Annotated in this window: 16 protein-coding genes; 9 read left to right on the top strand and 7 right to left on the bottom strand. The window is 59.6% G+C overall.

Features of this window, described 5'->3' with window-relative positions; translation table 11 throughout:
• Positions 1–5 precede the first annotated feature (5 nt).
• The 5 genes from AC19YS_RS25175 (at position 6) to recX (ending at position 3,230) form a co-directional block, all read left to right on the top strand.
• Positions 6–563, top strand: a complete 558-nt coding sequence (locus AC19YS_RS25175; protein ID WP_179606633.1) for a glycoside hydrolase family 19 protein — start codon at positions 6–8, stop codon at positions 561–563.
• Positions 551–1,030, top strand: coding sequence for a lysis system i-spanin subunit Rz (locus tag AC19YS_RS25170; RefSeq protein ID WP_500602845.1), 480 nt, complete (start codon positions 551–553; stop codon positions 1,028–1,030). Before AC19YS_RS25175 ends, AC19YS_RS25170 begins: the two co-directional genes overlap by 13 nt.
• 81 nt (positions 1,031–1,111) lie before the next feature.
• The gene (locus AC19YS_RS25165) at positions 1,112–1,612 is read left to right on the top strand and encodes a CinA family protein (RefSeq protein WP_106577235.1); all 501 of its coding nucleotides are present in this window, start codon (positions 1,112–1,114) and stop codon (positions 1,610–1,612) included.
• An 83-nt stretch (positions 1,613–1,695) separates the two neighbouring features.
• On the top strand, positions 1,696–2,754 hold the full coding sequence (gene recA, locus AC19YS_RS25160) for a recombinase RecA (RefSeq protein ID WP_003189042.1): 1,059 nt from the start codon (positions 1,696–1,698) through the stop codon (positions 2,752–2,754).
• A gap of 8 nt (positions 2,755–2,762) precedes the next feature.
• Complete coding sequence (gene recX / locus AC19YS_RS25155; RefSeq protein WP_017137076.1) at positions 2,763–3,230, top strand: recombination regulator RecX; 468 nt, start codon at positions 2,763–2,765, stop codon at positions 3,228–3,230.
• A 195-nt stretch (positions 3,231–3,425) separates the two neighbouring features.
• Here recX and AC19YS_RS25150 read toward each other — a convergent pair whose 3' ends face one another.
• Positions 3,426–4,538, bottom strand: a complete 1,113-nt coding sequence (locus AC19YS_RS25150) for an LOG family protein (protein ID WP_500602844.1) — start codon at positions 4,536–4,538, stop codon at positions 3,426–3,428.
• Positions 4,539–4,916: 378 nt separating this feature from the next.
• On the bottom strand, positions 4,917–5,357 hold the full coding sequence (locus AC19YS_RS25145; RefSeq protein ID WP_106577233.1) for a PA3611 family quorum-sensing-regulated virulence factor: 441 nt from the start codon (positions 5,355–5,357) through the stop codon (positions 4,917–4,919).
• A gap of 198 nt (positions 5,358–5,555) precedes the next feature.
• Between AC19YS_RS25145 and AC19YS_RS25140 the strand changes: the two genes are divergently transcribed.
• From AC19YS_RS25140 to AC19YS_RS25130, 3 genes are all read left to right on the top strand, one after another.
• Entirely contained in the window at positions 5,556–6,275 is a 720-nt protein-coding gene (locus AC19YS_RS25140) for a tRNA-uridine aminocarboxypropyltransferase (RefSeq protein WP_124416582.1), read from the top strand.
• 252 nt (positions 6,276–6,527) lie between these two features.
• On the top strand, positions 6,528–7,178 hold the full coding sequence (erdR, locus tag AC19YS_RS25135) for a response regulator transcription factor ErdR (protein ID WP_106577231.1): 651 nt from the start codon (positions 6,528–6,530) through the stop codon (positions 7,176–7,178).
• A 75-nt stretch (positions 7,179–7,253) separates the two neighbouring features.
• On the top strand, positions 7,254–7,616 hold the full coding sequence (locus AC19YS_RS25130; RefSeq protein ID WP_094949927.1) for a diacylglycerol kinase: 363 nt from the start codon (positions 7,254–7,256) through the stop codon (positions 7,614–7,616).
• Between the two features lie 4 nt (positions 7,617–7,620).
• Here the strand turns inward: AC19YS_RS25130 and AC19YS_RS25125 are convergent, their stop codons facing one another.
• Positions 7,621–8,547: a LysR family transcriptional regulator gene (locus tag AC19YS_RS25125; protein WP_057012105.1), complete on the bottom strand. Its 927-nt coding sequence runs from the start codon at positions 8,545–8,547 to the stop codon at positions 7,621–7,623.
• Between the two features lie 124 nt (positions 8,548–8,671).
• Between AC19YS_RS25125 and AC19YS_RS25120 the strand changes: the two genes are divergently transcribed.
• Positions 8,672–9,451 (top strand): ferredoxin--NADP reductase, encoded by a 780-nt coding sequence (locus AC19YS_RS25120; protein ID WP_500602842.1) that lies wholly within the window; start codon positions 8,672–8,674, stop codon positions 9,449–9,451.
• A 131-nt stretch (positions 9,452–9,582) separates the two neighbouring features.
• Here AC19YS_RS25120 and tsaA read toward each other — a convergent pair whose 3' ends face one another.
• The 4 genes from tsaA to AC19YS_RS25100 all read right to left on the bottom strand — a co-directional run bounded on the left by tsaA (position 9,583) and on the right by AC19YS_RS25100 (position 12,267).
• Positions 9,583–10,278 carry a tRNA (N6-threonylcarbamoyladenosine(37)-N6)-methyltransferase TrmO gene (gene tsaA / locus AC19YS_RS25115; protein WP_106577230.1) on the bottom strand — a complete coding sequence of 232 codons (696 nt, stop codon included), beginning with the start codon at positions 10,276–10,278 and terminating at the stop codon, positions 9,583–9,585.
• A 69-nt stretch (positions 10,279–10,347) separates the two neighbouring features.
• Positions 10,348–10,809 carry a YehS family protein gene (locus AC19YS_RS25110; RefSeq protein ID WP_034118394.1) on the bottom strand — a complete coding sequence of 154 codons (462 nt, stop codon included), beginning with the start codon at positions 10,807–10,809 and terminating at the stop codon, positions 10,348–10,350.
• A gap of 68 nt (positions 10,810–10,877) precedes the next feature.
• On the bottom strand, positions 10,878–11,588 hold the full coding sequence (locus AC19YS_RS25105) for an rRNA pseudouridine synthase (protein WP_106577229.1): 711 nt from the start codon (positions 11,586–11,588) through the stop codon (positions 10,878–10,880).
• A 211-nt stretch (positions 11,589–11,799) separates the two neighbouring features.
• Positions 11,800–12,267 (bottom strand): GNAT family N-acetyltransferase, encoded by a 468-nt coding sequence (locus AC19YS_RS25100; protein ID WP_500602841.1) that lies wholly within the window; start codon positions 12,265–12,267, stop codon positions 11,800–11,802.
• Positions 12,268–12,280 lie beyond the last annotated feature (13 nt).

Raw genomic sequence — 12,280 nt, 5'->3', positions numbered from 1 at the left:
GACCCATGGCTATAACGCTTTCTCAACTGGTTCAAATCCTGCCCGGAGCCCGCCCTGTTGCGGGCCTTTTTTTGTCCGCATTGAACACTGCAATGTCCAGGTTCCAGATCGGCCAACCCAAGCGCATCGCTGCGTTCCTCGCGCAAGTCGGCCACGAATCCGGTGAGCTGCGCTACGTGCGCGAACTGGGCAGCGACCAATACCTCAGCAAATACGACACCGGCATTTTGGCCGCGCGCCTGGGCAACACCCCCGAAGCGGACGGCGATGGCCAGAAGTATCGGGGCAGGGGACTGATCCAGATCACCGGGCGGCGTAACTACCTGGCGTGCAGCCAGGCATTGTTCGGCGATGATCGCCTGCTCGGACAGCCGCAGCTGCTGGAACAGCCACAGTGGGCATGTGAGTCCGCGGCGTGGTTTTGGCAGAGCAACGGCTTGAATGAGCTGGCCGACAAAGACCAGTTCACCACCATTACCCGCCGCATCAATGGCGGCCTGAACGGGCTGGAGGACCGTTTGCAAGTGTGGGCGCGGGCCAAGTCGGTGTTATGCGTTTCTTAGGCGCGTTACGGCTGATCGGCGTTTGCCTGCTGGTGGTCGTGACCTGGCAAGTGCAGGCGTGGCGTTATGGCTCGCAGCTCGAGCGCCAGGCGGATGTGCAGGCACAGGCGGTTTTGCTTCAACACCTGGCTGAGCAAAAAGAACGGTTGGCGTTGGAGAAGCAGCTCAGCGCCAACGATCAGCAACACGTACAGGAGTTGAACGATGCCCAACATAACCAAGCTGCTCTGCGCGACCGCCTGGCCACTGCTGATGTGCGGTTGTCAGTCCTTCTCGACGCCACCGACCGCAGCCTCAATTGCTCAGTGCCAACCGCCGCCACCGCCAGCGGCGTGGTTCATGCAGCCCCGCGAGCCCAACTTGACCCGGCGCATGCTCAGCGAATTATCGCCATCACCGACGACGGCGATAACGCCCTGATCGCCTTACGTGCCTGCCAAGCGTACGTGCGCGCCGTCGGGCGTTAGCATCTTGATCCAGTCTGTCGCTTGCGTGTGCGATTTGCTCCTGTAGGGTAGGCAAATCCCCGCCTACTTCTGGAGTCGACCGTGAAGGAAATCACTCAACTGGCCGCTGAACTGGGTCGCCGTTTGCAGGTGCTCAACGCCCACGTCACCACTGCCGAGTCGTGCACCGGCGGCGGTATCGCCGAAGCCATCACGCGGATTCCGGGCAGTTCGGCCTGGTTCGAGGCGGGATATGTCACCTATTCCAACCGGCAGAAGACCCGGCAGCTGGGCGTACCGGAGAAGCTGTTCGGCAAAGTCGGCGCTGTCAGCCAGGAAGTGGTGGAGGCGATGGTCCGTGGTGCACAGGAAAAAAGCCTGTCGCGCTTTGCCGTGGCGGTCAGCGGTGTTGCCGGGCCTGACGGCGGTTCGCCGGACAAACCGGTCGGCACCGTTTGGCTGGCTTTTGGCGTTGGCGAAGAGGTGACGGCCGAGCTTGCGCACTTCCCCGGCAACCGCGACGAGGTCCGCCGACAAACGGTAAAGGCCGCGCTTGAGGGCTTGTTGCGACGAGCTGCACTAGAAATAGAAAAACAGGGGTAGGCGATCTTCGATCTTTGTGGAACAATACTGTCTACTTATACAGGTGTTGGCCGTCAGGCCTTATTGATTACGTGAGGACTTTAATGGACGACAACAAGAAGAAAGCCTTGGCTGCGGCCCTGGGTCAGATCGAACGTCAATTCGGCAAGGGTGCCGTAATGCGTATGGGCGATCACGACCGTCAGGCGATCCCGGCTATTTCCACTGGCTCTCTGGGTCTGGATATCGCACTCGGCATTGGCGGCCTGCCAAAAGGCCGTATCGTTGAAATCTACGGCCCTGAATCTTCCGGTAAAACCACCCTGACCCTGTCGGTGATTGCCCAGGCGCAAAAAATGGGCGCCACCTGTGCGTTTGTCGACGCCGAGCACGCCCTGGATCCTGAATACGCCGGCAAACTGGGCGTCAACGTAGACGACCTGTTGGTTTCCCAGCCAGACACCGGTGAGCAAGCCCTGGAAATCACCGACATGCTGGTGCGCTCCAACGCCATCGACGTGATCGTGGTCGACTCCGTGGCAGCCCTGGTACCGAAAGCTGAAATCGAAGGCGAAATGGGCGACATGCACGTGGGCCTGCAAGCCCGCTTGATGTCCCAGGCGCTGCGTAAAATCACCGGTAACATCAAGAACGCCAACTGCCTGGTGATCTTCATCAACCAGATCCGTATGAAGATCGGCGTGATGTTCGGCAGCCCGGAAACCACCACTGGTGGTAACGCGTTGAAGTTCTACGCTTCGGTCCGTCTGGACATCCGTCGTACCGGCGCGGTGAAGGAAGGTGACGAGGTTGTCGGCAGCGAAACCCGCGTTAAAGTCGTGAAGAACAAAGTGGCTCCGCCTTTCCGTCAGGCTGAGTTCCAGATTCTCTACGGCAAGGGTATCTACCTGAACGGTGAGATGATCGACCTGGGCGTGTTGCACGGTTTCGTCGAGAAGTCCGGCGCCTGGTATGCCTACAACGGCAGCAAGATCGGTCAGGGCAAGGCCAACTCGGCCAAGTTCCTGGCAGACAACCCGGATATCGCCGCCACGCTCGAGAAGCAGATTCGCGACAAGTTGCTGACCGCAGCGCCAGACGTGAAAGCTGCTGCCAATCGCGAGCCGGTGGAAGAAGTCGAAGAAGCTGATACTGACATCTGAAGCAAACGATGACTGTTGTACTGGATACACTCGTCGCCGTTCGGCGCACTGCGATGGACCTGCTCGCTCGACGCGAGCATGGTCGAGTCGAGCTGACGCGTAAACTGCGTCAGCGCGGCGCAGAGCCCGAGATGATCGAAACTGCCCTCGACCGCTTAACGGAGGAAGGGCTTCTGTCGGAAGCGCGTTACCTGGAAAGCTTTGTCTCCTACCGCGCACGCTCCGGCTACGGCCCGGCGCGAATTCGCGAAGAGCTGAGCCAGCGCGGTCTGCAACGCGCTGATATCGACCTCGCCCTGCGTGAGTGCGGTATCAGTTGGCAGTCGCAGTTGGAAGATACTTGGCGCCGCAAGTTTGCCGGCCATCTTCCGATTGATGCCAGGGAGCGTGCTAAGCAAGGTCGCTTCCTGAGTTATCGCGGGTTTTCGATGGACATGATCAGCCGCCTGCTAAGCGGCCGAGACATGGAAGACTGAGCTTTCGAGCTGCTGAAATTTAGAATGTAGGCGCTGGCTTGACTGCGACGCGGACACTTTGGTTTCCAGTGGATAGCGGTGACGCCATCGCAGGCAAGCCAGCTCCCACATCGAATCTGCTGTACCTCATTGAACTCGGTAAATTAAAAAGGCCCACTATGAAAATAGTGGGCCTTTTTTTTTGCCTTCAAAAAATCATGCTGGCTCGGGCGTTACCCGCTGCTGCGCTTTCCCCTGAGCCTGTGCCCAGTTTTCCGGCAAGTTGATGTAATCCACCAACTCTCGTAGTCGGCCTTGATCGCGGCCATTGAAGTTGAACACCAAGCGCGTTAAATGGCTGAACCTCGGCTCATCGTGTTCCTCGCCGGTATAGGCAAGCTGCTGGAATTCACCACTCAGCCGCAGGCTGGCAAACTCGCTTTGCAAATGGGCCAGCGCCCGTTCACTGAGCGGATGGTTCATGCGCACCACAAACTCACGCTTCAACCAGCGCGTGGAGTGGAAGTTGGCATAGAACTGGTTAATTTCGTCCACTGCTGCTTCAGCACTGTGTACCAGTCGGACCAGCTTGAGGTCGGTGGGCAGAATATAGCGATTGGCTTCCAGTTGGCTGCGGATAAAGTCCAAAGCCCCTTGCCAAAAGCCGCCGCCTGGAGCATCCAGCAGTACCACTGGCACCAGTGGGCTTTTGCCGGTCTGGATCAGGGTGAGCACTTCAAGCGCTTCATCCAGGGTGCCGAACCCGCCAGGGCACAACACCAGCGCATCGGCTTCCTTGACGAAAAACAGCTTGCGGGTGAAGAAGAAGTGGAAGGACAGCAGGTTCTCGGTGCCATCGATGGTCGGGTTGGCGTGCTGCTCAAACGGCAGGGTAATGTTGAACCCCAGGCTGTGCTCCAGGCCGGCGCCTTCGTGGGCTGCCGCCATGATGCCGCCGCCACCGCCGGTGATCACCATCAGGTCCGATTGCGCCAGCTGGGCGCCGACTTCTCGGGCCAAGGCGTACAAAGGGCTTTCAGCCGGTGTGCGCGCCGAGCCGAACACGGTCACCTTGCGGCGGTCCTTGAACTGTTCGAGCACGCGGAAGGCATTGTCCAGCTCGCGGATCGCCTGCAAGGTGATTTTGGCGTTCCAACGGTTGCGATCGTCCTGGGCCATGCGCAGAACGGTGAGGATCATGTCGCGATAAAGGGGAATGTTCGGGCTGCTGGGCGCGACCAGCTGGAGTTGCGCGTCGACCTGCTGAGTGAGGTCGGTCCCGTATTCTTCAAAATGACGGAGCAGGCGGTCATTCGATTCGTAAGGCATTCAACTTCTCCTTCTTCACAGAACCTGGGCCCTCGGCGAGGTATTCGTCCGCGGCCACGACACTGCATGTGTCGCTGCACGCCAGGGGCGTTGCACGGTGTGCACCGAGCGGCAAAGCGGGCTCTGGATGTTCCTTGTGATTTGGAAACCTTTGCACTGCAAGTCGCAGGAGGGCAACCCTCTTTTGCCCTGAAAATGTTACAGAACGGCTTGGAAAATGCGCGGAGCAGGCTGTCGGGATGACTTGATCATGAGCCGAAAAACCCTTGGCTGGCAACCGGTTATTGGCCGCACATCAAGCAGTTTAGTTGTTGGCAAGCAAAGACAGCGAGGGATGTGCGCGCCACAGGACAGCAGCGCGCGACGGTGGAGCAATCGTTACTTTTTCTTCTTCGCTGCGGCAGGTGCCGGGCAATCGGCCTCGACAAACTTGACCGACGCCACCGGGCGGTTGGTCTTGTTCTCGGAGATGTCATAGCGCATCACAGCGCCTTTGGCCATCAACTCGCGGTAACCCTTGTTCAGGCACACGCTTTGACCCAGCTGGAAATACACGGCCTTGGGGTTGGCGCGCATCTGTTCGGCCCGGTCAGGTTGCACGCTGAGGTGATCGATCAGCTGCATGCCTTCAACGGTGTAGGCCACTTCCAGGGTTTTTTCATCGATTTCCCGGGGCAGGTCCTTGTTGCTTTCGGCCGCGACGCTTTGCAGCTTCCTGTTCATTTGGGCCTCCAGCAGCGAGGCCGCGTGGGCGCCCATGGGCAATACCAGCGCAAGGGCGACGGATGGGGCAACAAGACGCAGCATGGAACGCAGCATGAAAATCTCCTGATTCGGTTACTGGTGCATAGACCAGCCACTGCGCTGTGCGTTCAGTGGCGCGCAATTATAGGTGAGCGCCTGCCACTACAGCCAGGCGTATCGCTCAGAAGTGCCGGCGGCTCTGCTAAACTGCCGCCACTTAAGCCTGTCTCGAGTTCCCCCAGTGTCGATTTTCCCTTCTACGGGTTACGCCCGATGAGCCATGCCGTTTCCCGTTTGCGTACCCAACGGCTGGCGCGGGCCGTGCGCCCGTTCCTCAACCGTGGTTCGCGCGCCGAGCGTTGCCCCGGCTGCCGGGTGATTCCCGAATATTGCCTGTGTGCCTGGCGGCCGCAGGTAGAAGCGCGCTCGGCAATGTGCCTGCTGATGCACGATGTTGAACCGATGAAGCCGAGCAACACCGGCTGGCTGATTGCTGATGTGATTGACGACACCACCGCGTTTGCCTGGTCGCGCACCGAGGTCGATCCCGCGTTGCTGACCTTGCTGGCCGACCCGCAGTGGCAACCCTATATCGTGTTTCCCGGCGAATTCGTCGCGCCAGAGCGGGTGGTCAGTGAGGTGAACGTGGAGGAGGGCAAGCGCCCGTTGTTCATCCTGCTGGACGGCACCTGGAGCGAAGCGCGCAAGATGTTCCGCAAGAGCCCCTACCTGGAACACTTGCCCGTGTTGAGCCTGGCGCCTGAACAGCTGTCGCGCTACAAGCTGCGTCGCTCCAAGCGGGATGATCATTTTTGCACTGCCGAAGTCGCCGCGCTGTGCCTGGAGCTGGCAAGCGATCAAGCGGCCAGTGAAGTGCTGGATGCTTACCTCGACGTATTCAGCACCCATTACCTGGCGGCCAAGTTCCTGTTACCGCTGGACCCGGCGGACAGCGTTCATGCGCGCCTCTCGCCCCACGTCCCGGCAGTATGACCAGACGACGTTTGCATGATGGCACTGCAAACCTGCAACTCGCTAAAATGCCCACGGGCGTAGTGCTTGACCCCCCAGGCTACGCTGGGCATGCTGGGCGCCGATTGGGGCGTAACCGTGAATTTTCAGCGTCGTTGCAGGTGTTTTTGACGCTGAGCCTGCCCCGTGGCGATGGCTGCCTGGCCGTTGCCTTGTGTACTGGCGAACCCTGAACCCGTCAGGGCTGCCATAAAAAACAGGATCATTTAATCAATGGCCACATACGAAATCCTGATAGCCGATGACCACCCGCTGTTTCGCAGTGCGCTGCATCAGGCGGTAACCCTGGGCCTTGGCCCGGACGTGCGGCTGGTTGAAGTGGCCAGCATTGCCGAGCTGGAAGCACGACTCACCGAAAAATCCGACTGGGACCTGGTGCTGCTCGACCTGAACATGCCCGGTGCCTACGGTTTTTCCGGGCTTGTGCTGTTACGCGGGCAATACCCGCAGATCCCGGTGGTGATGGTCTCGGCCCAGGAAGAAGCTGACGTGGTGGTGCGCTCCAAGGAGTTTGGCGCCAGCGGTTTCATTCCCAAGTCCAGTTCAATGGAAGCGATCCAGAAAGCCGTGCGCACCGTGCTTGACGGCGATGTGTCCTGGCCGCCGCAAGCGTTTGAAGAAATCAACGTGTCCGACGAAGCCAAGGCTGCCCGTGATGGTCTCGCCAGCCTGACGCCTCAGCAATTTCGGGTGTTGACCATGGTCTGCGAAGGTCTGCTGAACAAGCAGATTGCTTACGAATTGAGCGTGTCCGAAGCGACCATCAAGGCCCACGTGACGGCGATTTTTCGCAAGCTGGGCGTGCGCACGCGCACCCAGGCGGCGCTGCTCTTGCAACAACTTGAGTCAATTTCGCAGCACTAAGACATTGCCGATTCACGCTTTTTTGACTTTGCGTGATCTAGTTTCCCCACTTCTTTGGTTCAGTTGCCTACATCTATGTCGCCTTTCAAGGGTCAAACCGGTATCAAACGTATCTTCAACGCAGGGGGCTATTCCCTGGATGGCTTGCGTGCGGCCTTCACTGGCGAGGCGGCATTCCGTCAGTTGGTGTTGCTCAACGTGATCCTGATTCCGCTGAGCTTTTTCCTGCACGTCAGCCGGGTCGAGCGAGCCTTGCTTATCGCGGTGTGCCTGCTGGCCCTGATCGTCGAGTTGCTCAACTCCGCGGTGGAAGCGGCCATCGACCGGATTTCCCTCGACCTGCACCCGCTGTCGAAAAACGCCAAGGACATGGGCAGCGCCGCGCAATTCGTGGCGCTGACCATGATCACCCTGGTGTGGGCCGTGATTCTGATCTAAGGCATCAGGCGATGCTCGGCAGCACGATTTCGTCGCTGCGCTGAACCCCGGCGGTGAAGGCGCGGCACAGTTCCAGAAACTCGCGCATTGCCGAGGTCTGGTACTTCTGTTTATGCCAGATGAAGTAAAACTGCCGGGCCAGGTCCAGGTCCGGGGTTTCCACCGGCACCAGGCTGCCGCGGCGGAACGCATCGCGCAGCGCCAGCCGGGAAATGCAGCCAATCCCCAAGCCCGATTCCACCGCACGTTTGATCGCCTCGGTGTGTTCCAGCTCCAGGCGGATATTCAGCGCGCTGCGGTGGTGACGCATGGCCTGGTCAAAGGTCAGGCGCGTGCCGGAGCCTTGTTCGCGCAGGATCCACGCTTCATGGGTCAACTCTTCCATGCTCGCCACGCCGCGTTTGGCCAAGTGATGCTGCGGTGCGCAAAACACCACCAGCTCATCTTCCACCCAGGTTTGCACTTCGATGTCCGGGTGGCTGCAGTCGCCTTCGATTAGACCCAGGTCAATTTCGTAGTGCGCTACCTGATGCACGATATGCGCAGTGTTCTGCACATGCAGCTTCACCTGACTCTCGGGGTGCTGCTGCATGAAGCTGCCGATCAACAGCGTCGCCAGGTAATTGCCGATGGTCAGGGTGGCGCCGACCGCCAGGGAGCCGAAGCCGGACTTGCCGTTGAGCAAGTCCTCGATCTCCTTGGCCTGGTCCAGCAGCGCCACTGCCTGGGGCAACAGCTGGTGGCCGAGGGCGTTGAGGCTCAGGCGTTTGCCGGCGCGGTCGAATAATTGGCAGCTGGATTGACGCTCCAGCTCGGTGATCGAGGTGCTGGCGGCGGATTGAGATAAGGCCAGAAGGCCAGCAGCGCGTGAGACGCTTTCCTGCTGGGCGACGGCGACGAAGACTTGCAGTTGACGGAGAGTAAATCGCATATCGATATAACCGATAACCCTTATCTTAATAATCCAGTTAACAGATATTGTCGCCGCCATTAGAATGCTGTGCAATTGCGCATCCCAACTTTGGCGCAGACCCATTTCCAGGAGTCCCCCGTACATGAGCAACATGAACCACGAGCGTGTCCTCAGTGTTCATCACTGGAACGACACTCTGTTCAGCTTCAAGTGCACCCGCGATCCGGGCCTGCGCTTTGAGAACGGTCAGTTCGTGATGATCGGCCTGCAACAGCCAAATGGCCGCCCGCTCATGCGCGCTTACTCCATTGCCAGCCCGAACTGGGAAGAGCATCTGGAGTTCTTCAGCATCAAGGTGCCCGATGGCCCGCTGACTTCCCAATTGCAGCACTTGAAGGAAGGCGACGAGATCATCATCAGCAAAAAACCGACAGGCACCCTGGTGCTTGACGATTTGAAGTCGGGCAAACACCTGTACCTGCTCAGCACCGGTACTGGCCTTGCGCCGTTTATGAGCGTGATCCAGGACCCGGAAACCTACGAGCGTTTCGAAAAAGTGATCCTGTGCCACGGCGTGCGTTACGTCAACGAAGTCGCCTACCGCGAATTCATCACCGAGCACCTGCCGCAGAATGAATTCTTCGGCGAGGCCCTGCGTGACAAGTTGATCTACTACCCGACCGTGACCCGCGAGCCATTCGAAAACGAAGGCCGCCTGACCGACCTGATGCGCAGCGGCAAGCTGTTCAGCGACATCGGCCTACCACCGATCAACCCTGAAGACGACCGCGCCATGCTGTGCGGCAGCCCAAGCATGTTGGATGAAACCAGCGAAGTGCTGAACAGCTTCGGCCTGAAGGTTTCGCCGCGTATGCGTGAGCCGGGTGATTATCTGATCGAGCGTGCGTTCGTCGAGAAGTAAACAGTCAGGGCAACAAAGAAGATCTAAATGTGGGAGGGGGCTTGCCCCCGATGGCGCCAGGTCAGTCAACAGAGATGTTGAATGTACCAGCGCTATCGGGGGCAAGCCCCCTCCCACATTTTGTTTCCGGTTTATTCAGCTGGAACCACTTCCAGTACACAGATAAGGCCCGCCTCGGGATAGTGCCAGCGCACATCCACATCCCAGAACTGCGCCCCGTACTCGCGCTCCGGCCCAGGCGTCTGATACGCCGGCCGTGGATCCTGCGCCAAACACTGCTCGATCAACGCCACCAAGGGCTCGTCAAGGCGCTCAGCATGGCCTTGTGCCTGGAACAGGGCAGTCTTCAGCCACTGCACGGGAATCAGCGGCGGTGCGCTGCTGGCGATGCTGTTGGTGGCGCCCTCGATAATGTCGGCATACGGCACATACGGCTTGATATCCAACACGGGCGTGCCATCAAGCAGATCAATCCCGGAAATCCACAGCCGGCCGGGCTCGACCTTGTCCAGCTTCACCACCGACTGGCCAATGCCGTTCGGGCGGTGCGTTGCACGGGTGGCGAACACGCCCATGGACGTGTTGCCGCCCAGGCGTGGCGGCCGCACTTTGAGGCGCGGCGTGTCTTCCAGGGCCTGATGAAAAAGAAACAGCAGCCACACATGGCTGACCTGCTCCAGGCCCTGTACCGCGTCGCCGCTGTCGAACGGCGCCACCAGCTCCAGCACGCCACGGGCGGCCGGCGCCAATTGCGGCTGGCGCGGGATGGCGAACTTCTCCTTGAAGCAAGAGCGCACGAAACCGACGGGCGAAACGTGGTAGGTCATTTCTGAAGCCTCAAGTTACAAGCTGCAAGCCGCAAGCGTTAACGTGCAGCTTGAGGCTCGTCGCTGCCCTTAAGCTCTGACGCGCAGCGTCAGGCCCTTGAGGAAGTTACGCAGCAACTGGTCGCCACACGGGCGGTAGTTGGTGTGGCCGAACTTGCGGAACAGCGCGCTCAGCTCTGGCTTGGACACCGGGAACTCGGCAGCCTTGAGGATTGCGTGCATATCGTCCTCCTTCAATTCGAAGGCCACGCGCAGCTTCTTCAGGATGATGTTGTTGGTCACTGGAGTTTCGATCGGCTGCGGCGGACGGCTTTCGTCCTTGCCGCGCTTGAAAATCACCAGGCCGTCAAGGAAGTGCGCCATGACGTCGTCGGGGCAGAACACAAAACCTTCTTCCTCATCTTTTTTGAGGTAGGTCAGCAGGTCTTCCTTGGTCACGTCCATGCCGCCGAGCTTGATGATCTCGACCATCTTGTTGTCGCTGATGTCGAGCATGTAGCGCACGCTGCGCAGTACGTCGTTGTGAATCATGGTGGGCAATCCTGGTATTCAACTGAGGACACCGCCCGGTCAGGCGGCGTCGAGAAAGGGGCAGCGGCTTAGAACTTCTCTTTGCCGGACAGGTAACGCCATTGGCCGACCGGCACTTTGCCGATGGACACGCCGCCAATGCGGATGCGGCGGATGGCGATGACTTTCAAGCCAACGGCTTCGCAGAACAGGGCGATCACACCCGGTTGCGGGTTTTTCATCGCAAAGCGCAAGCGGTTTTCGTTTTGCCAGCTGGCTTTCACGGGGGGCAGCTCTTTGCCCTTGTAAGTCAGGCCGTGGTTCAGGCGATTGAGGCCGTGGGCGACCATGTCGCCTTCAACCTCCACCACGTATTCCTGCTCGATCTTGGCGGCATCGGCGGTCAACTTGCGCAGAATCTTCCAGTCCTGGGTGAACACCAGCAGGCCGCTGGCCTTGGCTTGCAGGTCGGCACTGGCGGTCAGACGCAGGAAGTGGCCCTTGAGCGGGCGTTTGCTGAAGCGATGCTCTTCGGACAGGGTTTCGGCGCTGATCGAGGCCATCGCCGTTTCCGCGTCCACGCCGACCGGCGCGTGCAGCAGAATGGTCACCGGCTCCGGTGCAGTGGCTTTGGCCTCTGGGTCCAGCTCGACCTTCTGGGTGGTGATCTTGAACTGCGGTTCGTCGATCACTTCGCCGTCCACCGAGACCCAGCCGCCTTCGATAAACAGCTCAGCCTCCCGACGGGAGCAACCGACCAGTTCGATAAGGCGTTTGGAGAGGCGTATGGGGTCAGTCATGACAAGGGCCGTAGCAAAAGGGGGCGGCTATTGTACCTGCCTGGCGCGGGTTAATCCCGGCTCCATTTCAGCGCAGGGGCTTTATTGGTCAATACACGGTTCACACTGTGGGAGCGGGCTTGCTCGCGAAGGCGGTGTATCAGCCCAAGGTGTGCTGATGGGGCTGCCGCTTTCGCAGGCAAGCCCGCTCCCACATTTATTCTGTGTTGCGTCAGCCTCTGCGCAGTTGCTGCTGGCGTAAACGCATGTGCAGCAACGGATATGGCCGGCCCAGGCCGTCATGCTCTGCGCGGCCGATCACCTCAAAGCCCTGCTTGAAGTAAAAACCCAGGGCCTGGGGGTTCTGTTCGTTGACGTCCAGTGTGTCGGCGTTCATGTGCTCGATCGCGTAACGCAGCAGTTGTCGGCCAAGGCCCTGTCCACGGTGCTGCGGGTCGATAAACAGCATCTCGACCTTGCCTGACGCCACCCCGGCGAACCCGGTGATGCGTTGGCGCGCGTCCTTGGTGCAGATCAGCATCACCGAGTCGAGGTAGCGCGTCAGCACCAGCTCCTTGAGCAACACGATGTAGCTGTCCGGCAAAAAGTCGTGGGTCGCCCGCACCGAATCTTCCCAGAGCTGCGCCAGGTGCGCGAAGTCGCTGAGTTTGGGTGTATGAATTGCCGAAAGCTGACGCATGCCCGCTGCCTCT

The sequence above is a fragment of the Pseudomonas sp. MF08831 genome (assembly GCF_059862645.1).
This window is presented reverse-complemented; position numbering and strand designations above follow the sequence as displayed.